Origin of the sequence: Microbulbifer sp. MCCC 1A16149, from assembly GCF_050368945.1 — a bacterium.
In the GTDB taxonomy this organism is placed as follows: domain Bacteria; phylum Pseudomonadota; class Gammaproteobacteria; order Pseudomonadales; family Cellvibrionaceae; genus Microbulbifer.
The window spans coordinates 2991109-3014735 of record NZ_CP185959.1 but is presented as its reverse complement, the minus strand read 5'-3'; the positions used below and the strand labels follow the sequence as shown (position 1 = coordinate 3014735).

Genomic DNA, 23627 nt, shown 5'->3' with positions numbered 1-23627 from the left:
GCGGACTTGAAAACCGGTGCCGCGATGGCACCGGTTTTTCTTCCCATCACAAACGTTTAACGACAAAACAATAATTGGATAGCGATCATGAAACAGATACCGAACAGGGTGCTGTTGGTGTGCTCCTGCGCGCTCGCATTAATGCTGAGCACCGTGCAGGCGTTCGCTGCGCAGGCAACCATGAAAATAGCCAACGACTGGGGTGCCGGTTTCCAGGGAGAAATCACCGTAGTCAATGATGGCACTACCCCCCTGACAAACTGGACGCTCAGTTTTGATATGCCGGTGGAGATCGGCAATATCTGGAACGGTGTTGTCGCCTCCCGGGAGGGCGCCAGCTATGTTGTTGCCTCCGCAGGCTACAACGACAGTATTCCCGCTGGTGGCCAGGTGAGTGTGGGCTTTATTGCGTTCCCCGGCGGTCTCGCGCCGGTGGCGGTAACGGTGGATGGTGACGGCGGGGGCAGCGGCTCCTCCGGCGGCAGCTCGTCCAGTAGTTCGAGCAGTTCTTCCAGCAGCTCGTCTAGTAGTAGCTCGTCCAGCAGCTCCTCGAGTTCCTCCTCAAGCTCTTCGTCCTCGAGCTCGTCATCCAGTGGCAGCTCCAGCAGTTCCGGCTCCTCCAGTGGTAGTACCTCCAGCTCTTCCAGCAGTTCTGGTAGCGGCAGTGGTTCCGGCGTGCGTCACGACAACCCCTTCGCCGCGTCGGGCAAGTGGTACGTGAATCCGGACTGGGCTGCAAACGCGCTGAACGAGCCGGGCGGTGCCGCCATTGCCGATGTCAGTTCTGCGGTGTGGATGGACCGCATCGGTGCGCTCACTGACGGTCGCGGCCTCAGGGGCCATCTGGACGAGGCCCTGGCCCAGGGTGCCGATCTGTTTATGGTGGTGGTGTACAACCTGCCCAACCGTGATTGCGCGGCACTCGCCTCCAACGGTGAACTGCTGATTGCAGAAAACGGCTTCGAGCGCTACCAAACGGAATATATCGATCCGCTGGTGGCAATCCTTGCAGACCCCACCTATGCGGATCTGAATATTGTTACCATCATCGAAGTGGATTCCCTGCCGAACCTGATCACCAACATCAGCCTGCCAGATTGTCAGGAGGCGAACGGTCCCGGCGGCTACCGCGATGGTATCCGCTACGCCCTTAACCAGCTTTCGCAACTGGACAATGTCTACTCCTACGTGGATATCGCCCACTCCGGCTGGCTCGGCTGGAGCAGCAACTTCGGTCCGGCCGTGAACCTGATCGGTGATGTGGTGGACTCCACCGATGCAGGCTGGGGCAGCATTGCCGGATTCGTCACCAACTCCGCTAACTACACCCCGGTAGAGGAGCCCTACCTGCCAGATCCCACCCTGAATGTGGGGGGGCAGCCGGTGCGCTCTGCGGACTTCTACGAGTGGAACGACTACCTGGAAGAACTCACCTTTGCCCAGGACTGGCGCGATGCGATGATCGCCCGCGGCGCACCGCAGACCCTCGGTATGCTGATCGACACCGGACGCAACGGCTGGGGCGGTGCCGACAGACCCACGGGTCCGTCCACCAGTACCGATCTCAACACCTATGTGAACGAGAGTCGGATCGATCGCCGGGTACACCGCGGCAACTGGTGTAACCAGGCCGGCGGTGTGGGCTTCCGTCCACAAGCCGCACCCGCGCCGGGTATCGACGCCTATGTGTGGGTGAAACCTCAGGGTGAGTCCGACGGTGTGAGCGACCCCAACTTCACCCCGGACCCCAACGATCCGGCCAAGCAGCACGATCCCATGTGTGACCCGAATGCCCAGAACCGTTACGACAATTCCGTGGGTACCGGTGCCCTGGACAATGCACCACACGCGGGCCGCTGGTTCCCGGAAGCGTTCCAGGTACTGGTAGAAAACGCCTACCCGCCCCTGGAAGAGTGATTACACGCTAACCCCGCCGCCGCGATTTCTGGCGGCGAATCGAACGGCTGCCGGGACAACCGGCGGCCGTTTTTTGTCTGGGTTCTCCCACTTCCCACCGCCCGTAAAAGTGGGACACGCCTGCAATAAAGTGGCAACAGCCGGTGCCCTGGCACCGTGCTACTGTCTGCGGCTGCACTGCAAACTCCCGCTGCCCAATCACCTACCTCAATTCTGGTGAGCCGTGTGAAGCGGGGATTGGTTAGTGCTGTCTGGTGCGTCTCAGTAACTGGGGCAATCCCCGAATGTTGCGTCCGGGTACTCCGCTGACCAGGCATTCAGACAATGGTGATGCAGGGACAATAACTATCATAAGAGGTGAACTATGGCCGGGATCCAGGCTCCAGTGACCAATATAAATACCGATGCGGGTTCTTCCGTTAATGCTGCCGGTGGCAATTTTCGCTTTGCGCTGACCGCGTTAACTGTTCTGTTTTTCATGTGGGGCTTTCTTACCTGCCTCAACGATATTCTGATTCCCCATCTGAAAGCGGTTTTCAACCTGAGCTACACCCAGGCCATGTTGATCCAGTTCTGCTTTTTTGGCGCCTACGCCACGGTGTCATTGCCGGCAGGTGCACTGGTAAAACGCATCGGCTACCAGAAGGGGATAGTGGGTGGCCTGTCGGTAGCGGCACTGGGATGTCTGCTGTTTTATCCGGCGGCTGAGAGCCATTCCTACCCCGTATTCCTGGCCGCCCTGTTTGTGCTCGCCTCCGGGATCACCCTGTTACAGGTTTCTGCAAACCCCTACGTGACCGCTCTCGGCGATCCGGCCACGGCTTCCAGTCGCCTGACCATGACCCAGGCCTTCAATTCCCTCGGCACCACCGTTGCGCCTTTCTTTGGCGGTGTCCTGATCCTGTCAGCAGCGACGGTGGGCGCGGATGCCCTGAGCGCCGACGCAGAGGCGGACGCGGTCAAGGTTCCCTACCTGATGCTGGCCGGTGTGCTGGCGGCGCTGGCTGTGGTGTTCAGCCGCTTGAAACTGCCGCAGATCGAGATGCATGAAAACAGTGCGGTGGCCGCTGAGGGGGAGTCCGTTTGGTCCCATCGCCACCTGGTGCTGGGCGCGGTCGGTATCTTTGTGTATGTGGGTGCAGAGGTGTCCATCGGCAGCTTCCTGGTGAACTTCCTCGGCCTCGACAGTGTGGCGGCGATGGAAGAGGCCAAGGCGGCACACTACATCGCTTATTACTGGGGCGGTGCCATGGTGGGACGCTTTATCGGCGCCGTGGTCATGCGCACGGTTTCACCGGGGCTGGTACTGGCTTTCAATGCCGCGGCAGCCATTTTGCTGGTGCTTGCTGCGATTCTCGGCGCCGGAGCCCTGGCCATGTGGGCCATCCTGCTGGTGGGACTGTTCAACTCGATCATGTTCCCGACCATCTTCAGCCTGGCACTGCAGGGACTGGGTAAGCAGGCGGGACAGGCATCCGGAGTACTGTGTCTGGCCATTGTCGGTGGCGCCATAGTGCCGTTGATTCAGGGCATTGTCGCGGACACCGCTGGCCTGCAGATCTCTTTCCTGGTGCCGGTGGTATGTTATGTGTACATCGCCTACTACGGTCTCAAGGGATCAAAAGTGGCCGACTGAGCACAGCGTGCAGTTAAAAGCTGAAGTGAGACGCTGAAGCTAGAAACTGAAGTTAGAAGAAATGCAAAAAGGGAGGGAAGCTTCGGCTTCCCTCCCTTTTTTTATTTGCGAACGCGGTCTGGTTCAGTGGGCGTAGGTCAGACAGTTGACCGAGTCTCCGCTGTAGCCAAGCTCGATCTGGTCGGCGCTGCACTCGAAATCCTGATTGTGATTACAGCCGGTGACCTTGCAGGCCCCGACCCCGGCAACGCGCTCACGCTTGGTGTGCTCGTGGTTGCTGAAAAAGGTATCGCAATCCGGATCCTCGCCATCGCCAATGGTGATCGCGCGGGCGTGACAGGCGGAATCGGTATTGTAGGCGCACTCGGTGGCGGCACAGCGGCTCACTTCTGGCATGTCAGTAGCAATGATCATGGCGCAATTCTCTTTTGATTATCATCGAAGGATCAAACTCCCGAATTGAGCCTAGTTGAGGGGGCTGGTGTGTCAAATAAGTGGCGTCTGGATAGTCATATACCAAAGAGAAGGGGCTGACGGAATAATCGTCATTCTTGACCTGGATCAATCGTCACTTTTCGCGGGGGAGAAGAATCGCGCAGGCTCTGACTCGTCGCGAAGTTTTGTTACTGATACTGGCGGGTCAATGGAAAGAGGTATCCGCCATGAGCAACACACTGACCACTTCCGCCGGTGCGCCGATTGCCGACGACAACAACAGCATTTCTGCTGGTGAGCGGGGTCCGCTGACATTCGATAATTTCCGGATGTTCGAAAAACTGGCTCACTTCAATCGCGAGCGCATTCCCGAACGTGTGGTACACGCGCGAGGAACCGGTGCCTATGGAACCTTCCGCCTGAGTACAGACCTCAGCGACTGGACCATTGCCGATTTCCTGCAGCAAGCGGGAAAGGACACCGAGGTGTTCGTGCGCTTTTCTACGGTGGGTGGTGGTCAGGATTCCAGCGATTATGCGCGGGATCCCCGCGGCTTCGCCATCAAGTTCTACACCAGGGAGGGCAACTTCGACCTGGTGGGCAATAACACACCCGTGTTCTTCCTGAATGATCCATCCAAGTTCCCGGACTTTATCCACTCGCAGAAGAAGAACCCGCGAACTAATGTGCCGGATCCGGCGGCGAGCTTTGAATACTGGGCGAATCACCCGCAATCGCTGCACCAGATGACCATTCTCATGTCCGACCGCGGGATTCCCCTCAGTTATCGGCACATGCATGGGTTCGGTTCGCACACGTTCAGTTTCTGGAACAAAGAGGGCGAGCGCTTCTGGGTGAAGTGGCACCTGAAAACACAGCAGGGTATCAAGAATGTGCGCAGCGAGGATGCGGCAAATTACCCCGCCTTTGGCGCCCAGCAGGATCTGGTGGAATCCATCGATGCCGGTGATTATCCCAAATGGAAAGTCCAACTGCAGATACTCTCCGAGGAACAGGCAAGAAACCTGTCGGTAAACCCGTTCGATCTCACCAAAGTGTGGCCGCATGATGAGGCGCCACTGGTGGATATCGGAATGCTGGAGTTGAGCCGAAATGTGGAAAACTATTTTGCCGAGACGGAGCAGGCCGCATTTGCACCAAGCAATCTTGTACCCGGGATCGGCGCGTCTCCGGACAAGATGTTGCAGGCGAGACTGTTTGCCTATCAGGATGCACACCGCTATCGCGTGGGCGCAAACGTGAACAGTCTTCCGGTAAATGCACCCAAGTGTCCGGTGAGCCACTATCAGCGCGACGGTGCCTTTGCCGTCAATCAGGGCAGTGAGGTGCACTTTTTCCCCAACGACCGGATCAATCAGGGGGCACCGGTGCCGGTGCCGTCCGTAGCCGAGCCACCCATGCCCCTGGAGCGGGATGCGTGGGTGAAGCCTCACAGCCAGGATAATCAGGATTATTACTCCCAGGCCGGAGCCCTGTTCCGTCTGATGCGGGACGATCAGAAGCAACAGCTTGTGGATAACATTGCCGGCGGTTTGTGTCAGGCCAGCGCGTCGGTCCAGCAACGCATGCTGGTGCAGTTCGGCAAAGCGGATGCCCGGTACGCCGAGATGGTGAAAGCGGCTCTGGATTCTTGAGCCCGGGGGCAACTGTGCAGTGCCTGATTGATTTCTGACTCTCAGCGAGAGCGGCGGGGTAACCCGCCGCTCCTTTTCATTTCTGCATCCATTCGCCACCAGTCGCTCGACTATTCGCTAATTGCCCTTCGGCTTATCCTTCAGGTATACAGGGAATTGAATTGTCCTGTCCTGCTGCTGCGAGAAGACCATGATCGGCAAGCCCCTGTTGCTATTTTTTGCCCTTTTATACGTGGCGCTGCTGTTTGTGGTGGCGTGGCGGGCAGACCAGCGCAAGCAGTGGATCCAGCGTTTTCGCCCGATCATTTATGGCCTCACCCTGGCCGTATATTGCAGCTCGTGGACATTCTTTGGTGCCGTGGGGCAGGCGGTCAGTGACACCTGGAGTTACCTGCCGATATACCTGGGCCCCATCCTGTTATTCGTGTTTGCCGGCGGTTTCCTGCGCAAGCTGATGCAGGTCGGGGAGCGTCAGAAAGTCACTTCTATTGCCGACTTTATCGGGTCGCGCTATGGCAAGAGCCGCGGGCTGTCGGCGCTGGTGACACTGCTGGCCATTGTCGGCAGCCTGCCGTATATCGCCCTGCAGTTGCGCGCGGTGACCATGGGCTGGCAGGCCATCGGCGGCAGCGGCGAGGGCGATACCTTCGTCAACCTGGATACCGCGCTGGCCACCGCGCTGCTGATGGGGCTGTTTGCGATCCTGTTCGGCACGCGACACCTGGAGGGCCGCGAGCGCAACCTGGGGGTAGTGGTGGCGATCGCGATGGAATCCCTGGTGAAGTTACTGGCGTTCGCCGCAGTGGCGGTGTTCGCGCTTTGGCTACTGGTATCCGGCGGCAGCGGTATGGAGTTGCCCCGTAGCGAGTGGACCCTGAATTTCCAGGGACTGGTTCCGGACGTCAATTTTGTTACCCAGACCCTGCTGGCGATGGCGGCGATTATCTGTTTGCCGCGGCAATTTCATATGGCGGTGGTGGAATACCGCAACCCGGACGACCTGCATACCGCGCGCTGGCTGTTACCCGCTTACCTCATACTGTTCTCTGTCCTGATTCTGCCGATTGCTCTGGTCGGGCAACCGCTGGTGGCGGCCGGGCTCAGTGATCCCGACACCCTGGTATTGACCCTGCCGCTGCAGGGTGGCGAGAACGCACTGACCATGCTGGCCTATATCGGCGGCTTTTCCGCCGCCACCGGCATGGTGATCGTTGCCGCGGTCACCCTCGCCGTAATGGTTTCCAACGAACTGGTGGCACCGGTGTGGCTCTACCTGAGCCGGTATACGCGGTTGACCGCAGTCTCCCTGGGCAGACACCTGCGGCTGATCCGCCGCGTAAGTATCCTGCTGCTGATGCTATTGAGCTGGGGGATGCACCGGGCTATCACCGGTATGGAAGCACTGGCGTCCATTGGCCTGTTGTCGTTTGCTGCGGCTGCGCAGCTGGCGCCGGCTTTAATTGCTGCGCTCTACTGGCCCAGGGCCCACAGACGCGGCATCTGGGCGGGGCTGATTGCGGGGTACGGGCTGTGGTTGTACTGCCTGGTGTTACCGGCGACTTTCCCCAATGCACTTTTGTTGCAGCAGGGCGCTTTCGGGCTGGACTGGTTGCGACCGCAGCAGCTGTTCGGGCTTTCCAACCTGGATTCCCTCAGCCACGGGGTTTTCTGGAGCCTGCTGTTCAATGTGGTATTGCTGGTCGGGGTATCGTTTTTCTGCCGCCAGAGCGCCGGGGATATTCGCCAGGCCATAGCTTTCGTGATCCCGGAGCACAGTGACGAGCCGGTGCCGGATATGGTGCCCACCAGTATCCGTATGGGACAGCTGCACAGCCTGTTGCAGCCATTTGTGGGGCGCGACCGGCTGGAGGAAATCTGGAACGAATTCGAGCAGCGCAGCCAGCAGCGTCTGTTGCCCGACGACGCTGCGCCGCGTTTTGTGATTGGCGAGGCGGAGCGCACCCTGGCGGGGATCGTGGGTTCCGCGGCGGCGCACCAGGTGATGGGACTGCTGCACAGTAACCGGCCGCTGAAGCTCGAGGATATTGCGCGGCTGGTGGATAGCACCTCGGAACGCTTGCGCTTCAGCCAGGAACTGCTGCAGACCACAGTGGAAACCATCAGCCAGGGGATCAGCGTGGTGGATGCCGAGCTGCGCCTGGTGGCCTGGAACCGCCAGTACCTGGAGCTGTTCAATTATCCCGAGCGACTGCTGTACATCGGTTGTCCGGTGGCGAATCTCTACCGGCACAATGCCGAGCGCGGCCTGTACGGACGCAGTGACGATCCGCAGGTTCTGGAAGCGCAGGTGCAGCGACGCCTGGATCTGTTGCGCCACGGCAGCGCGCACCGGTTCGAGCGACGGCTACCTTCCGGCGCCATCGTTGAGGTGCGGGGTACACCCATGCCCGGCGGTGGCTTTGTTACCACGTTTACCGATATCAGCGAGTACCGCGCGGCAGTGGACGCACTGGAGGAAAACCGGCGCAGCCTGGAAGACCGGGTACAGCAGCGTACTGCGGAATTATCGGATAGCAACCGGGCGCTTCAGCAGGAGAACCGCCGTCGCGCCGAGGCGGAAGTGAAAATCCGCGAACTGCACGCGGCCAAGACCCGGTTTCTTGCCCACACCAGCCACGACCTGCTGCAACCGATTAATGCCGCGCGCTTGTTTATCGCCTCCCTGCAGCAAAAAGCCGCGGCCGGCAGCTGGCGGGAGATGGGGGACGACATTCACTATATCGACAGTGCGCTCACTTCCGCCGAACAATTAATTGGCGCGCTGCGGGAAATCAGTCGACTGGACGCGGGCAGCCTGACCCCCAAGCACGCCAGCTTTCCTTTGCGTGAGCTGCTGGACGGACTCAATGCGGAATTCTCCGCGCTGGCCAGCGAGCGCGGACTCTCCCTGCGCTATGTACCCACCGATGCCTGGGTCTACTCAGACCGCCATCTGTTGCGGCGGATTTTGCAAAACTTTCTCAGCAATGCGCTGCACTACACCGCCCGTGGACGGGTGTTGCTAGGGGTGCGTCGGCGCACTGAAACCACAAGTGAAGGGGAAGCCTGCAAGGTGCTGGAAATCCAGGTATGGGACACCGGCCCGGGCATCGCCGCTGACGCCCGTGAGCAGATCTTTGATGAGTTTGTGCGTCTCGGCAGCAGTGAGCGCAGTGCCGATAAAGGATTGGGGCTCGGTCTGGCGATTGCGCGTCGCAGTGCGGACCTGCTGGGGCACCGCCTTGGCCTGGAATCTATCCCCGGGCGCGGTTCCATGTTCAGTATCCGTGTGCCGGTGGGCGAAGTGCAGGCTGCGCGAATTCAGAAGCCCGCTGCCGGCGGTAGCGCGAGCCTGGCATCGGCGGCGGTGCTGTGTATCGACAACGAGCGGCAGATTCTGCGAGGCATGGAGAGCCTGCTGACGGGCTGGGGGTGTCGTGTGGTCACCGCGGTGTCGCTGGATGAGGCGCTGGCGCGCTGGCAGTTTTCCACACCGCCGGAAGTGGTGATTGTCGACTATCACCTGGATCACAAGGCGACCGGGATCGATGCGCTGGAGGCCCTGTGTGCGCACTGGCAGTTGGCGCTGCCGGGCATACTGATCAGTGCGGACACCTCGGAAGCGGTGCGCAACAGTGCCTCAGAGCGGGGCTATTTTTACCTGGCCAAACCGGTGAAACCGGCAGCGCTGCGCAACCTGATCCGGCGACTGGTGCGCAGCGGGCAGGTCAGTTGACCGGTTTGGATTCGGGCCGCTGCGGCGGCGCAAACTGTCCTGGAGGCTCCACATCCAGACTGCCGAGGGCCAATACTGCCTGGGTGCGGGAATTGACGTTCAGCTTGCGAAACAGGGCAGTGAGGTGCGCCTTGACGGTGGCCTCGGTGACCTGCATTTCGTAGGCGATCTGTTTGTTCAGTAAGCCTTCCGCAAGCATGGTAGCCACGCGGAACTGCTGTGGGGTAAGGGTGGCGATCACATCTACCACTTCCGCATCATCGCCGCTGCTATGGCCGGCCTCATAGCGCTCCGCCACCGTCGGTGGCAACCAGATTTCGCCCTCGAGACTCTGCTGCAGAGCATCGACGATCTGTTCTACCGGCGCAGATTTTGGCAAGAAACCACAGGCGCCGTAGTCGATGGCGCGGCACATGATTTCCGGCTTTTCATTGGCGGATACCACCATCACCGGCAGCTGCGGATACTGACCATTGAGGAAAATCAGCCCGCTGAAACCGTGGGCTCCGGGCATGTGCAGGTCGAGCAGTAGCAGGTCGCAGTCCGGGTGTTCTGCCACACACTGTTGCAGGCTCTGCATGTCGCAGGCCTCGAAGATGGTGGCGCCGGGAAAGTGCTGCTGGATGGACTGCCGCAGGGCGCCGCGGAACAGCGGATGATCGTCGGCAATGATGAACTGCCGCGCAGCCTGTCCGCTACTGGTGTGAGAATTCATCGCTATACATCCCTTCTTTACGTGGGACCTTTCCGGTTGCCTGGATCCAGTCTAGTAGGAACAGTTTACTGGGAAAGTCGCCGCGCTTCCTGTCGAGATTTTTATTGATACCGGTGTACATCCTGTTACACCAGTCGGGATTATTATTTTTATGGGTCGTTCTGCGCTGGATGCGTTGGAAAAGACGTGCTGGACTTGCTGAAAGGTACTGCGGGTCGGAAACGTTTGCACATTTCCCAACCCGCGCTTGGCTATCAGGCCGGCGTCGCCGCCGCGCGATTGGCTACCAGGTCATCCACCACTCCCGGGTCGGCCAGGGTGGAAGTGTCTCCCAGCTGGTCGCACTCATCGGCGGCCACCTTGCGCAGGATTCGGCGCATGATCTTGCCGGAGCGGGTCTTCGGCAGGCCCGGCGCCCACTGGATGACATCCGGTGTGGCGATGGGGCCAATCTCGCTGCGCAGCCAGTTGCGCAGTGTGGTATGCATGGCTTCGCTGGGCTCGATACCGTTGTTGAGGGTGACGTAGACGTAGATTCCCTGGCCTTTGATATCGTGTGGATAGCCCACCACCGCGGCCTCGGCGACGGCCTCGTGGGCCACCAGCGCGCTTTCCAGCTCCGCGGTGCCCATACGGTGACCGGATACGTTGAGTACATCGTCAACCCGCCCGGTGATCCAGTAATAGCCGTCTTCGTCGCGACGCGCGCCGTCACCGGTGAAGTACATGTTGGCGAAGGTGCTGAAGTAGGTGTCTGCAAAGCGCTGGTGATCGCCGAACACGGTGCGCATCTGTCCCGGCCAGCTGCCCAGTAACACCAGGTTGCCCTCGGTGGCGCCTTCGAGAATATTGCCCTCATTGTCCACCAGCGCCGGTTGTACGCCGAAGAAGGGGCGGGTGGCGGAGCCGGGTTTCAGTGCCGTGGCACCGGGCAGCGGCGTGAGCATGGCGGCCCCGGTTTCCGTCTGCCACCAGGTATCCACAATCGGGCACTGGCCGCGCCCAAAGGTGCGGTGATACCACTTCCACGCCTCCGGGTTGATCGGCTCGCCCACGGTGCCCAGCAGACGCAGGCTTTTCAGGTCGGCACCTGCTACCGGCTTGTCGCCCTCGGCCATCAATGCGCGGATCGCAGTGGGGGCGATATACAGAATATTGATCTGGTGGTCGTCGATGATCTGCGATACCCGGGTGACGTCGGGGTAGTGGGGCACGCCCTCGTACATCACGGTGGTGGCGCCGTTGGCCAGTGGGCCGTAAATGATATAGCTGTGGCCGGTGATCCAGCCGATGTCTGCGGCACACCAGTAGCGTTCGCCGCGGCGATAATCGAATACGTACTCGTGGGTGATCGAGGCGTAGGTGATGTAGCCACCATTGGTGTGCAGGACGCCCTTGGGTTTACCGGTAGAGCCGGAGGTGTAGAGGATAAACAGCGGATCTTCCGCATCCATCACTTCTACAGGGCAGTCGTCACTCTGTGCCGCCACCAGTTCGGCGTAATCGCGATCAATTGCCGGGTTCCAGTCGGACGCATCGTCGGTGTAATTGACTACCACCACATTTTCCACTGTGGTTTCTTCACACAGGGCCACTGCCCGGTCCACATTCTGTTTCAGCGGTACCGAGCGGCCGCCGCGACGGCCGGCGTTGGCGGTAATCAGGGTGCGAGATTGACCGTCGTCCATACGCCCGGCCAGGGCCTCCGGAGAAAAACCGGCGAATACCACCGAGTGCACGGCGCCGATGCGCGCGCAGGCGAGCATCGCTACGGCGGCCTCGGGGATCATCGGCATATAGATGGTCACCACATCGCCTTTCTGGACCCCGAGACTTTTCAGGCCGTTGGCAAAGCGGCATACATCCCGGTGCAGTTCGCGATAACTGATTTCGCGGGACGTGCCCGGTTCATCGCCCACCCACAGGATGGCAGTAGTATCGCCGTGTTCCGCCAGGTGGCGGTCGAGACAGTTGGCGGCCACGTTCAGTTTGCCATCGGCAAACCAGCGGATATGCAGGTCGTCTTTGGCGAAAGACACATCCTTTACCTGACTGAAAGGCTCGATCCAGTCGATGCGCTGTGCCTGCTCGCGCCAAAAACCGTCGTTGTCTTCAATGGAGCGATTATAAAGCTCGAAATAGCGCGTTTCGTCCAACAGGGTATTGGCGGCGTAGGCATTGGGTACGGGGTAGGTTTCACTTGTACTGGTCACGGACCGGCCCTCTTCATCGATGCTGTATTTATTGGTGTTTCGATTGTTGGGGGTATTTTGTCACCGCGCTTACAACAGCACGTATTAGACAAAAGTCGAAAGGCAGTGGCTGTGCGCGCCGGGTAATATTCCCGGGCATAGACATTGGTCTAAATGGACCCCGAATTTAGACCAATGGTTAATACCCTGATTATCCATGACGTTGTTTGCTAGGACCTGTGTTATCCCCAAATGGCAAACAACGGCAAGGACAATAGTGATGACGGTGAAAATAATAAAAAACCGCAAACTGGCCGGTGCGGTGGCTCTGGCAGCGATGGTGAATGCCCTGCCCACCCTGGCAGCGGAAACCGAAGCAATGAGCGCAGCGCAATTACAGCAGCGGATCGCCGAACTGCAGGCACAGGTGGACGCGCTCGCCGCGCGCCCGGTTGAAATTGAAAACCCGGAACCGGCCAAGTCCCCCACATTCGGCAACACCAATATTCAGATAGGCGGCTACGTCAAACTGGACAGTATCTTCAGTGACTATTCCGATGGCAGTGGTGCCACCGCGGCCATTGGTGAAGACTTCCTGGTGCCGTCCACCATCCCTGTTGGTGGTTTGGAAAGGGGCGAGAGTGGTGATGTGCACTACAACGCCCATGCAAAATCCACCCGGCTGTTTTTCAAGTCGTCCACCGAAATGGGCGCGGGCAGCGTAAATACCCATATCGAGATCGATGCCATGGCCGGTGCCCAGGGCGATGAGCGTATCAGTAACTCCTACGCCCAGCGGCTGCGCCACGCCTATGTAGACTGGAAAATCGATGGCGACCGTTCACTACTTGCAGGACAGTCGTGGTCGACATTTTTCAATGTGGGCGCACTGCCTGAGGGATTGGACTTTGTCGGCCCGGTAGGGACCATTTTTGAACGCCAGCCGCAGATTCGCTATACCCAGGGCATCGGCAGCGGAAGCCTGCAATTCGCCGCAGAAAACCCGGCAACTACCCTGTACAACGGGTCGGAAAACCCCTACGACGACAACAGCCGTCCGGACCTGATCCTGCGTTACAACAACAGCATTGGCGACCTCAATTATTCCGTTGCCTCCATGAGTCGCGAGCTGGCCTATGAGGGTGCAGATGTCTCTGAATCGGAACAGGGTTACGCTATCAGCCTCTCCGGAAAATGGCAGCTGGGGCGCGACGACCTGCGTTTTATGTACAGTTACGGGAACGCCCTCGGCCGCTACCTGGGGCTTAACAGTTACCGCGCCGGTATCATCGATCCCGTCGACGGGGACATCGAGCTGATCGATCAGCACGGTGGTTTTGTCGCTCTGCGTCACTTCTGGAGCGAACAGTGGCGCAGCAACCTGGTGCTCTCCGCCACTGAGGCGGATAACCCGGGGTTGGTTTCCGACACTACGCCGTCTTCCTATCAGAGCCTGCAATTGAATTTGATGTATTCACCGGTACCCAAGATGACCCTGGGTGGCGAGTACATTTTTGCCAGAAAGGAGGTTGAGAATACCAGCGGGCTGCTGGTTGACGACGAGGGGGACATGCAGCGCATGCAACTGTCCGTGAAATATGTATTCTGAACTGGGATGTACTCCAGCGGTGCAACACAGATTCAACGTCAATCCGATAATTCCAGAATAATTGAGGAGAGAAAACGATGAGTTTCAAAAATAAACAGCTCGCCAGTGATTACTGGCGAGAAAACCTGAAGTTGATGTTCACCCTGCTGGTGATCTGGTTTGTGGTGTCTTTCGGCTGCGGGATCTTGTTTGTCGATGAGTTGAACCAGATTCGCATGGGCGGTTTCAAGCTCGGCTTCTGGTTTGCCCAGCAGGGCGCCATCTATGTGTTCCTGGCCCTGATTTTTGTCTACGTCTACAAAATGAATCAGCTGGACCACAAGTACGACGTGTACGAAGACGATGATGTGGCCGAGACTGCGGGTAAAACCGACGTTGCCGGCGAAGCGCAACAGCTGCAGGGAGGTCACTGACCATGGATGTGCAAACACTTACTTTCCTGATCGTCGGTGCGACGTTCCTGCTGTATATCGGCATCGCCATCTGGGCACGCGCCGGTTCCACCAACGACTTCTACGTGGCCGGTGGCGGTGTGCACCCCGTGGCCAATGGCATGGCCACGGCGGCGGACTGGATGTCCGCAGCCTCGTTTATTTCCATGGCCGGCCTGATTTCCTTTATGGGATACGACGGTACCGTGTATCTGCTGGGCTGGACTGGCGGTTATGTGCTGCTGGCACTTTGCCTCGCACCTTACCTGCGCAAGTTTGGCAAGTTCACCGTGCCGGACTTTATCGGTGACCGCTACTATTCCCAGGCGGCGCGTACCGTTGCAGTGATCTGTGCGATCTTCGTGTGCTTTACCTATGTGGCAGGGCAGATGCGCGGTGTGGGTGTGGTTTTCTCCCGCTTCCTCGAAGTGGATATCGTTACCGGCGTGGTCATCGGTATGGGCGTGGTATTTTTCTACGCGGTGCTCGGTGGTATGAAAGGCATCACCTATACCCAGGTGGCTCAGTACTGCGTGCTGATTTTTGCCTACATGGTACCGGCGATTTTTATCTCCATCATGATGACCGGTCACGTGCTGCCGCAAACCGGCTTTGGTGGCATGCTGTCTGACGGTACCTATTTACTGGATAAACTCGATGGACTTTCAACTGAGCTCGGGTTTGCGGAATATACCTCGGGCACAAAAAGTACCATCGATGTGTTCTTTATTACCGCTGCACTGATGGTGGGTACCGCTGGTCTGCCGCATGTGATCGTGCGCTTCTTCACCGTACCGAAAGTGCGCGACGCGCGAAAATCTGCGGGCTGGGCGCTGCTGTTTATTGCGCTGCTGTACACCACCGCACCTGCCATCGCCACCTTTGCGCGGGTGAACATGATCGACACCATCAACGGCCCGGATGGCCAGGGTACCGCCCATGCGGAAGCCCCCAGCTGGATCAGCAACTGGGAAGAAACCGGTCTGATTTCCTGGGAAGACAAAAATGCCGACGGCAAGATGTTCTACTCCGGTGACGAGCGCAATGAAATGTCCGTGGACCGCGACATCATGGTGCTGGCCAACCCGGAAATTGCCAACCTGCCTGCGTGGGTAATTGCGCTGGTGGCTGCCGGCGGTGTGGCTGCGGCACTGTCCACTTCGGCGGGCTTGCTGCTGGTGATTTCCACCTCGATATCCCACGACCTGTTGAAGCGCAACCTGATGCCACGCATTACCGAGAAACAGGAGCTGTTGTATGCGCGATCTGCAGCGGCGGTGGCGATCTGTATTGCGGGTTATCTCGGGATCAATCCACCGGGCTTTGTGGCGCAGGTGGTCGCCTTTGCCTTCGGGCTCGCGGCATCGTCCTTCTTCCCGGCGATCATCATGGGGATCTTCTCCAAGCGCATGAACAAGGAAGGGGCGATTGCGGGGATGCTGTCAGGTATCCTGTTTACCGCGGCCTATATCGTGTACTTCAAGTTCATCAATCCGGCGGCCAATACCGCAGATAACTGGTGGTTTGGTATTTCACCGGAAGGTATCGGTACCCTGGGGATGATCATCAACTTCGCGGTCGCCATCGCCGTGGCGAAAGTCACCCGCGAAGCGCCCAGTGAAGTTCAGGAGATGGTGGAGAGCATCCGCTTCCCGCAGGGCGCCGGCCAGGCCAGCGCACACTGACGGAGATCCTGTGTAAATAAAAAAGCCGCAGCCGGGTGACCGGTTGCGGTTTTTTTATGCACAGCAACTTTCTTTCTCGGTAGCTATTGTGCACAGCAGCATGGCTTTTAGACAGTAGCGGTTTCTGTCGGGCTCAACCCTCTCGCGCTTGCCAGCCCAGCAGTAAAATGGCTTTGTCATCGCCGGGTAGCGTGATGTCTCTCTCGTGGCGCAGGCCAAGCTTTTCCAGCAGGCGAATGGAGTGCCGATTTTCCGGCGATACGATGGCGACGATACGTTTCAGGGCGAGGGTTTGTTTCCCCCAGTCCATCACCGCCGAAGCGGCCTCGAACGCGTAACCACAGCCGCGATAGGCGGGCAGGAAAGCGAAACCGATATCCACGTCGTCCAGCTCATCGCGCCGGATCAATCCACACTGGCCTACGGGCGTACCGTCTTCCAGTTCTACCCGGTACATACCGAAGCCGTGGGTGCGGTACATGGCCCGGGGCCCTTGCTCGATATAGCTGCGGGCATCTTCCAGCGTGCGCACACCGCGGTCGCCGATGAACTGGTGAAAGCTCGGGTCGTTTACCAGTGCAAGGGTAAACGCTGCATCAGAGTCACTATCGGTCAGTTCGCGCAGTCTCAGGCGCGGTGTCTGGATCAGGTACATGAATTGCTTACTGGTTGAAATGGAAGTGCCGAGTGTACAACGTCAGCAGCGTCTCGGAGGCTGGAAATAAAAACGCCCACAGAAGTGGGCGCGAAGTAGGGGGTGTCGCTAGCAGATTGCGGTGGCAATCAGAAGCGATAGGTCACGTTGAGCGAGCCGTGTTCGGAGCTCGGTCGCGAGGTGAGGTTGGCGCTTACCGCAATGGCATTCGCCGCCTGCCAGCGCAGTCCCACCAGCGCACCGGCGCCGTCTTCGAACAGGCCCGTGTCCTTGCTGGCGTAGCTCGGCATGGCGTTCATGTTACCGGTCATGGATTTGACGCCCACTTCCAGGGAGTCGTTTTCGGTCCCGGTAGTATCTTCATACCACAGCTGTGCGTAGGCGCTCACATTACCCCAGGCTTTGTCGGCAAAGGCACCGAGTCGCATGGTGGTGTAGCGGCGCTCCTGACTGCCAAAGTTCATCCCGAACGGGTCCATCTGGCTGCCGTCGGCACCGGTATAGGTAAATCCGTCCAGTGCCTCTTCGCTGTAGCCATCCACGTCCGCAGTGACCCTGGTAACGCCGGCAAAGGGCCCGTAGCGGGATTCGCCACCGGAGATATTGATACCGCCCGTCAGGTCCAGGGTGGTGTTTTCGCCGCTGGTCTGGCCTTCCATGGTATCGCTGAACTGGTCTCCGAGCTGTAACTGTCGGCCAATACGATCGTAATCCACGTCGGTCACCGTCGCACTGGCGTCGACAAAGAACTCGTTGTAGTGGAAGCGGGTATAGAGGCTGTAGTTGGTGGAGGTGGAATCCACATTGCTCTGGCTATTGTCGACAGACAGGTCTGATCGGCTTACCGCGAAACCCAACTGCCAGTTATCGCGCAGTGCATATCCGGCACCGATCAGGCTACCGGTGGCATCGCCACTCGCTGCCTGGGCAAAACTATTGTCGTAATCGCTGTTGCCGAAGACACCGCTAACAAATACTCCTGTTTCCGCGGTGCGGTAGCGAGTGCCGACAAACCCTTCCTCCAGTGCGGTTACATGGCTGCGGGATGCCTGCACGCCCATGTCGGGGAGCTGGCCGGCAATCTGCGCGGCACTGACCACCGCCGTATAGTAATCCCCCAGCAACCGCTGTGCGGCCTGGGTGGGGTGTACCGCATCGTTGAAAATCAACTGGTCGGCATCGGGCGCGGTGCCATTTTTTCCGTATACCGGGTGCTCGATACAGCTGCCGCCTTCGTAGCACAGGGTGCTCTGGTCAAACTCGCTGGAAAAGCCCAGCGCCGCGGCATTGTCGAGGGAGACCTTGAGGATGCCTTGCATATCCACCATCAGCACGCCGTCGATGCTTCCGGCATCGGACAGCAGGGTGTTATTGAACAGGGTTACCGCACCGCTGGCCTGGGCGAGGGTGGTGTCTATCGCGGCAGCCAGCTGAGCGTCGGCCTCTTCCTGGGTCATGAGGCCTGCGGCCACGGCGTTCGCGAGCTGCGCGGCTTCCGGGCTCGCGGCAACGGCCTGACTGACGGCGGCGAACATGCCCGGGGTTTGACTGATATCCGGCACGTTGGCGACCAGGATGTAGTTGGCGCCGGCATCGGACAGCGCCTGCGCGCCATCGGCGAGCATATTGGCGGCGAGACCAGTCTGGGCGGCAAACTCTTGTGCGGTGATGCCGCCGCTCAGGGTTGCGGTAAATCCGGCGAGCAGATCATTGCCGCCGCCGTTCACCCAGTAAAGCGCCTTGCCGTCAGCGCGGCCGCTGCTGGCTTCCAGGTAGCCGAGCCCCAGCGGATGCGGATTGCCGGTGATTCCGGAGTCGGCAACGATCATTGCGGGAGCGGCATCAATCTGTGCTTGCAGACCGTCGGCCTGCGCGTTGAGCTGTGCTGCGGTGGTGGGGTCTCCGGCAGCTTCCGCCTGCTCGGCGGCGGCGCGGAGTTCAGCCACCGCGGCGGGCCCCTGCAGTAACAGGCCCAGCAGGTTCAGATCGGCGTAAAGCCCGGTACTGGTGGTGCGGGTGGGGTCTGGTAACAGGGCGCTGGCAAAGTTGTGCGCGCTGGTGTCCAGAGTGAGCCCCTGTTCGTTCAGGTAATTCATATAGCCGCGGGTGCCGAGAATATTCAGCAGGACGTCCGCAGCGCGGTGGCCACCTACCGCCCAGCCTCCGCCCACGTTGGGAAGTGCCGCGCGCACCTGTGCCTGTGCCGAGGCGAGCATCTGGTCTTCAGGCAGTGAGGGATCGACATCTGGCAGGCACAGGTACATGCCCGCGCAGGAAGGGGTTACCTGGCCGAGGCCCAGGTTCTGTGACATCAGGCTGATGGCCGCCTGCTTGTCTTCACCGCTGGTGAAAACGCCGGCATTGCCCACGTCTGTGAGGCTGTCGCCGAAGGCGATCACTTGAGAAAAAGGGGAGTCTTCCGCTGCAGCGGTGCTGTTCAGACCGCATGTCAGGGAGGCGAGGGCAATGGCTGCCGCCAGGCTGCGCTTGGCGTTGGGCATGTTTTTCTCCTTTCATCGCTGCGCACTGTGCTTTTGGCGGCCGTTAGCCACTTGTTATCGATGCTTATCTGGTGCGCGCGTCGTTATTGTTATGTCGCTAAAAGTCCCGGAATAACCGGGATCCGTCCGATATTAACTGACGCAAATTGGAGAGTGAACGGAAAGTCGAAACTAATTGTGCCTAGCTGGTCACATTTTTTTAGGCGGGTATTTTTGAAACATTTACCGGGGGGAATGGCGTCAATCTCCTCCCGAGAAGAAGGAGATTGTGCGGTGGCTGCGCCACTTGGCTTAGCGCAGGGAGTGAAGGAACTGCAGGTGCCGTTCGTACTGGGAGAGGATGTCGGTAAGCAGCTGATCGCTGGTCCAACCCATGACATCGTAATCCTGTCCGCCCTCACTGAGGTGCACTTCTGCACGAAAGTAGATGTCGGGGGAGCCGTCATCGCGGGTATCGTCGAGGACCGTATCCGGGTTGGATGCATTGGGCTTCAGATGGGCCTTGGGGTAGATGCTGTACAGGAAGTCCACCTCCTCACCCTGGTAGACGGTGAGGTGGACCACCGCATTTTCCTCTCCGCTGACTTTCGCCACAAAACCGTTTTTCTGCATCTGCTCCGCAAACTTGCCCATGGCGGGCTCTGCGGTTTCGCGAATATATTCGTGCACTTCCTGTAGTGAGGGCAGTTGGACCAGGTTGCGCAGACGACGCTCCCAGGACACCGGGTTGCGCGCGCTGATCGGCGCGACCGGGGCGGACTGCGCATCGCGTTTGGCGGAGTCCATGCGCAGGGCCTTGATCAATCCGTAAATGGCCACCAGCAGAATAATGGAAAAGGGCAGGGCACTGGCGATGGCGGCGGTTTGCAGTGATGCGAGACCGCCCGCCAGCAGCAGGGCGATCGCCACCACGCCGATAATGGCCGACCAGAAGATGCGTTGCCAAACCGGGGTGTCGTCGCGACCGTGTGACGACAGCATGTTCATCACCATCGCGCCGGAGTCCGCCGATGTGATAAAGAAGATCACCACCAATATGATGGCGAGCCCGGAAAGTACCTGGGAAAATGGGAATTGCTCGAGAAACTGGAACAGGGCCAGGGACTGGTCTTTCTGAATGATATCCGCGAGGGATTGCAGGCCTTCATCCCTGATGAACCTGATCGCGGAGTTGCCGAATACGGTCAGCCAGACGATGGTAATCAGCGTGGGCATCAGCAGAGTGCCCACCGCAAACTCCCGAATCGTGCGTCCGCGGGAAATCCGCGCGATAAACAGCCCCACGAAAGGCGACCAGCTGAGACACCAGCCCCAGTAGAAAATCGTCCAGCCGCCGATCCAGTCGGTGGGAGCATATGCGTACAGGTTGAAGGTGCGATTGACCAGTACCGAGAGATAGCTTCCCACGTTTTGTACAAACGCCTGAAACAGAAATACGGTACTGCCCAGCACCAGAATAGTCAGGCACAGCAGTGCCGCCAGGCCCATATTCAGTTGCGACAGCCGCTTGATGCCCGCATCCAACCCGACCACGACTGAAATGGTGGCGAGGGAAGTGGTGACCACAATCAGGATAACCTGGGTGATTTCCCCCACTGGGATGCCGAACAGGTGATTCAAACCGGCGTTCATTTGCAGCACGCCGAACCCGAGTGTGGTGGCAACACCGCACACGGTACTGACGATCGCAAATACATCCACCGCATGGCCGATAGGACCGTGTATACGCTCACCGATCAAGGGATAAAGCGCGGAGCGCAGGGTCAGTGGCAGATTATGCCGATAACTGAAATAGCCGAGGATCAGCGCCACGCCGGCAAAAATGGCCCACACGTGGAAACCCCAGTGAAAGATACTCAGGATCATTGCCTCGCGCGCGGCTTCCACAGTGCCCGGGTCGGCGTCCGGCGGATTCAGGTAGTGCATCACCGGTTCTGCGACGCCGAAAAACAGCAGGCCGATACCGATGCCGGCAGAGAACAGCATTGCCAGCCAGGACCAGAATCCGTACTCGGGCTTTTCGTGCTCAGGTCCGAGCTTGATATCGCCCAGCCGCGACATACTGATCAGCACCACCGTAACCAGCAGGATGGCCACAATCAGTACGTAGTACCAGCCCATATAGGTGACGATGGTGTTCTGCATGCTCTGGAAACGCGCGGTGGCATCTTCCGGAAACAGAACCGCGTAGGCCACCAGCAGTAGTAATACGCCGGTAGAGGTGTAGAACACCGGCGGATCAAATCTCGCTTTGCCGTCGTCGGTCGTACGCAGTTTCATTGGGCTGGCCCGGTCTGAGAATTTGGGGTTTTGTGGCTACTCCGTAAACATCTCAACCCTAGCGCAAGGTGTGCAGGAACTGCAGGTGCCGTTCATACTGCGACACCATGTCGGTCAGCAACTGCTCTGCAGTCCAGCCCATGACATCGTAATCCTGGCCACCTTCGAAGAGGTGCACATCGGCGCGGAAGTATTTATCGGGTGAACCGTCATCGAAGGTATCGTCCAGTTCCTGCTCCGGATTGCTGGCATCGGGTTTGATGGTGGCCTTCGGGTGGAGACCGTAGACAAAGCTGACCTCATCGCCCTGGAATACTTCAATCTGCACGAACTGGTTTTCGTGCTCCGTCACCTTGGCCTCATAGCCGTTTTTGCGCATCTCCGCGGCAAACTCTTCCAGTGCGGGTTTGCCGGTATTGCTAATGTACTCGCGCACCTCCTCAAGTGAGGGCAGTTGCAGGGCATTTTTCAGGCGCCGCTGCCACACCACCGGGTTACGCGCGCTGATCGGGGCGACGATGGCTGACTGGGTAATCCGCTTGACCGTTTCCGTGCGCAAAGCGGCTATCAGCCCGTACATGGCAACGAGCAGAATCGCAGAGAACGGCAGTGCACTGGTGATCACTGCGGTTTGCAGGGAGCCGAGACCGCCCGCCAGCAGCAGGGCGATGGCGACCACACCGATCAGGAAACACCAGAAAATCCTTTGCCACAGGGGGGTGTCATCGCGCCCGTGGGAAGACAGCATATTGACCACCAGCGCGCCGGAATCTGCAGAGGTGACAAAGAACACCACCACCATAATCACCGCGACAAAAGAGAATAGGGCGGAGAATGGAAACTGTTCGAGGAACTGGAACAGGGCCACCGACTGATCCTGGGCCACTATCTCCCCCAGCTGCGTGAGGCCCTCGTCCAGGATCATATGGATAGCAGAGTTGCCGAAGAAGGTCATCCACAGCATGGTGACCAGTGCCGGTACCATCATGGCGCCGACCACAAATTCGCGGATGGTGCGCCCGCGAGAAATCCGCGCGATAAACAGTCCCACGAACGGTGACCATGACATCCACCAGCCCCAGTACAGGATGGTCCAGCCACCCAGCCAGTCGGTGGGCTTGTAGGCAAACAGGTTGAAGGTCTTGTTCACGATTTCTGACATGTAACTGCCAAAATTCTGTACGAACGCCTGCAGCAGATAAACGGTGCTACCGAACAGCAGCACCATGAACAGCAGGATCGCTGCGAGTGCCATGTTGATCTGCGAGAGTCGTTTTATCCCCGCATCCAGGCCGAGTACTACCGAGATGGTGGCCAGAATGGTGGTGACAATAATCAGTACGACCTGAACAGTCGGCCCCACCGGTAGACCGAACAGGTGATTCAGACCGGAGTTGATCTGCAACACACCATATCCCAGAGTGGTTGCGACACCGCAGACGGTACCGACGATCGCAAATACGTCGACGGTGTGACCGATAGGGCCATAGATACGCTCGCCGATCATCGGATAGAGCGCCGAGCGCAGGGTCAATGGCAGTTTGTGGCGGTAACTGAAATAGGCAAGAATCAGGGCTACGATGGCGTAAATCGCCCAGGCGTGAAAACCCCAGTGGAAAAAAGTGAGTACCATGGCTTCACGGGCTGCCTCGACGGTACCGGTTTCCCCCACTGGCGGTTGCAGATAGTGCATGACCGGCTCTGCGACGCCAAAAAACAGCAGACCGATACCCATGCCCGCAGAAAACAGCATTGCGAACCACGACAGGTAATCGTAATCGGGCTCCGCATGCTCCGGTCCCATCTTGATCTCGCCGAATTTGGAAAAGGCGATCATGATCGTGCCGATCAGGATGATCGCCACTACCAAGACGTAATACCAGCTCATATGCACTACAACCCAGGATTGCAGCGCCTTGAAGGTGCTGGTTGCGTGGTCCGGCGCCAGCACGGCGTAGGCGACCATCAGCAACAGGGCGGCAGTCGCGGCGTAAAATACCGGTGGGTTGAAGTGGGCCTGGTCTAAATTTTTGGATTTTTCCATCCGCAGAGTTTCCCGGAGTTGCTAATCGTTCAGTCTATTTGCACAGTGTTCAGGCAGGGTGCGTCTGGGCGAAATTCACGCCGGACAATTTGAGCATAGCCGATGGATCGGGTTAGGCTTTGTACGAATATCCAGA

The 23627-nt window shown here is 58.9% G+C and carries 14 protein-coding genes; 7 read left to right on the top strand and 7 right to left on the bottom strand.

Going from position 1 to position 23627, the window contains the following annotated elements:
• Positions 1-87 precede the first annotated feature (87 nt).
• Both ACONT6_RS12670 and ACONT6_RS12665 read left to right on the top strand, forming a co-directional pair.
• Positions 88-1917 carry a glycoside hydrolase family 6 protein gene (locus ACONT6_RS12670; RefSeq protein ID WP_428818855.1) on the top strand — a complete coding sequence of 610 codons (1830 nt, stop codon included), beginning with the start codon at positions 88-90 and terminating at the stop codon, positions 1915-1917.
• Between the two features lie 385 nt (positions 1918-2302).
• Entirely contained in the window at positions 2303-3553 is a 1251-nt protein-coding gene (locus ACONT6_RS12665; protein WP_428818854.1) for a sugar MFS transporter, read from the top strand.
• Positions 3554-3676: 123 nt separating this feature from the next.
• Here ACONT6_RS12665 and ACONT6_RS12660 read toward each other — a convergent pair whose 3' ends face one another.
• Complete coding sequence (locus ACONT6_RS12660; protein ID WP_181252434.1) at positions 3677-3967, bottom strand: DUF1540 domain-containing protein; 291 nt, start codon at positions 3965-3967, stop codon at positions 3677-3679.
• Positions 3968-4215: 248 nt separating this feature from the next.
• Between ACONT6_RS12660 and ACONT6_RS12655 the strand changes: the two genes are divergently transcribed.
• Together ACONT6_RS12655 and ACONT6_RS12650 are read left to right on the top strand one after the other, a co-directional pair.
• A complete protein-coding gene (locus ACONT6_RS12655; protein ID WP_428818853.1) occupies positions 4216-5643 on the top strand; it encodes a catalase in 1428 nt (475 codons plus the stop codon).
• Positions 5644-5833: 190 nt separating this feature from the next.
• Positions 5834-9379 carry a NahK/ErcS family hybrid sensor histidine kinase/response regulator gene (locus tag ACONT6_RS12650; RefSeq protein ID WP_428818852.1) on the top strand — a complete coding sequence of 1182 codons (3546 nt, stop codon included), beginning with the start codon at positions 5834-5836 and terminating at the stop codon, positions 9377-9379.
• Here the strand turns inward: ACONT6_RS12650 and ACONT6_RS12645 are convergent.
• Positions 9372-10094 carry a response regulator transcription factor gene (locus ACONT6_RS12645; RefSeq protein ID WP_428818851.1) on the bottom strand — a complete coding sequence of 241 codons (723 nt, stop codon included), beginning with the start codon at positions 10092-10094 and terminating at the stop codon, positions 9372-9374. The genes ACONT6_RS12650 and ACONT6_RS12645 overlap by 8 nt on opposite strands.
• Positions 10095-10348: 254 nt before the next feature.
• Positions 10349-12307, bottom strand: coding sequence for an acetate--CoA ligase (gene acs, locus ACONT6_RS12640; protein WP_428818850.1), 1959 nt, complete (start codon positions 12305-12307; stop codon positions 10349-10351).
• A 265-nt stretch (positions 12308-12572) separates the two neighbouring features.
• On the opposite strand from acs, the gene ACONT6_RS12635 reads away from it, so the two are divergent.
• The 3 genes from ACONT6_RS12635 (at position 12573) to ACONT6_RS12625 (ending at position 16011) form a co-directional block, all read left to right on the top strand.
• Entirely contained in the window at positions 12573-13895 is a 1323-nt protein-coding gene (locus ACONT6_RS12635; protein ID WP_428818849.1) for a DcaP family trimeric outer membrane transporter, read from the top strand.
• 77 nt (positions 13896-13972) lie between these two features.
• Positions 13973-14308, top strand: coding sequence for a DUF4212 domain-containing protein (locus tag ACONT6_RS12630; protein ID WP_428818848.1), 336 nt, complete (start codon positions 13973-13975; stop codon positions 14306-14308).
• Positions 14309-14310: 2 nt separating this feature from the next.
• Positions 14311-16011 (top strand): sodium:solute symporter family protein, encoded by a 1701-nt coding sequence (locus ACONT6_RS12625; protein WP_428818847.1) that lies wholly within the window; start codon positions 14311-14313, stop codon positions 16009-16011.
• 133 nt (positions 16012-16144) lie between these two features.
• Here the strand turns inward: ACONT6_RS12625 and ACONT6_RS12620 are convergent, their stop codons facing one another.
• From ACONT6_RS12620 to ACONT6_RS12605, 4 genes are all read right to left on the bottom strand, one after another.
• Positions 16145-16666, bottom strand: coding sequence for a GNAT family N-acetyltransferase (locus ACONT6_RS12620; RefSeq protein ID WP_428818846.1), 522 nt, complete (start codon positions 16664-16666; stop codon positions 16145-16147).
• 128 nt (positions 16667-16794) lie between these two features.
• Positions 16795-19167, bottom strand: coding sequence for an autotransporter outer membrane beta-barrel domain-containing protein (locus tag ACONT6_RS12615; RefSeq protein WP_428818845.1), 2373 nt, complete (start codon positions 19165-19167; stop codon positions 16795-16797).
• Between the two features lie 291 nt (positions 19168-19458).
• Complete coding sequence (locus ACONT6_RS12610) at positions 19459-21447, bottom strand: BCCT family transporter (RefSeq protein WP_428818844.1); 1989 nt, start codon at positions 21445-21447, stop codon at positions 19459-19461.
• A 58-nt stretch (positions 21448-21505) separates the two neighbouring features.
• Complete coding sequence (locus tag ACONT6_RS12605; protein WP_428818843.1) at positions 21506-23491, bottom strand: BCCT family transporter; 1986 nt, start codon at positions 23489-23491, stop codon at positions 21506-21508.
• Between the last annotated feature and the right edge of the window lie 136 nt (positions 23492-23627).

Coding starts and splice junctions, on each gene's coding strand:
- ACONT6_RS12670 (WP_428818855.1), top strand. CDS start 88: ATGAAACAGATACCGAACAGGGTGCTGTTGGTGTGCTCCTGCGCGCTC.
- ACONT6_RS12650 (WP_428818852.1), top strand. CDS start 5,834: ATGATCGGCAAGCCCCTGTTGCTATTTTTTGCCCTTTTATACGTGGCG.
- ACONT6_RS12615 (WP_428818845.1), bottom strand. CDS start 19,167: ATGCCCAACGCCAAGCGCAGCCTGGCGGCAGCCATTGCCCTCGCCTCC.
- ACONT6_RS12610 (WP_428818844.1), bottom strand. CDS start 21,447: ATGAAACTGCGTACGACCGACGACGGCAAAGCGAGATTTGATCCGCCG.
- ACONT6_RS12625 (WP_428818847.1), top strand. CDS start 14,311: ATGGATGTGCAAACACTTACTTTCCTGATCGTCGGTGCGACGTTCCTG.
- ACONT6_RS12630 (WP_428818848.1), top strand. CDS start 13,973: ATGAGTTTCAAAAATAAACAGCTCGCCAGTGATTACTGGCGAGAAAAC.
- ACONT6_RS12620 (WP_428818846.1), bottom strand. CDS start 16,666: ATGTACCTGATCCAGACACCGCGCCTGAGACTGCGCGAACTGACCGAT.
- ACONT6_RS12645 (WP_428818851.1), bottom strand. CDS start 10,094: ATGAATTCTCACACCAGTAGCGGACAGGCTGCGCGGCAGTTCATCATT.
- ACONT6_RS12660 (WP_181252434.1), bottom strand. CDS start 3,967: ATGATCATTGCTACTGACATGCCAGAAGTGAGCCGCTGTGCCGCCACC.
- ACONT6_RS12605 (WP_428818843.1), bottom strand. CDS start 23,491: ATGGAAAAATCCAAAAATTTAGACCAGGCCCACTTCAACCCACCGGTA.
- ACONT6_RS12655 (WP_428818853.1), top strand. CDS start 4,216: ATGAGCAACACACTGACCACTTCCGCCGGTGCGCCGATTGCCGACGAC.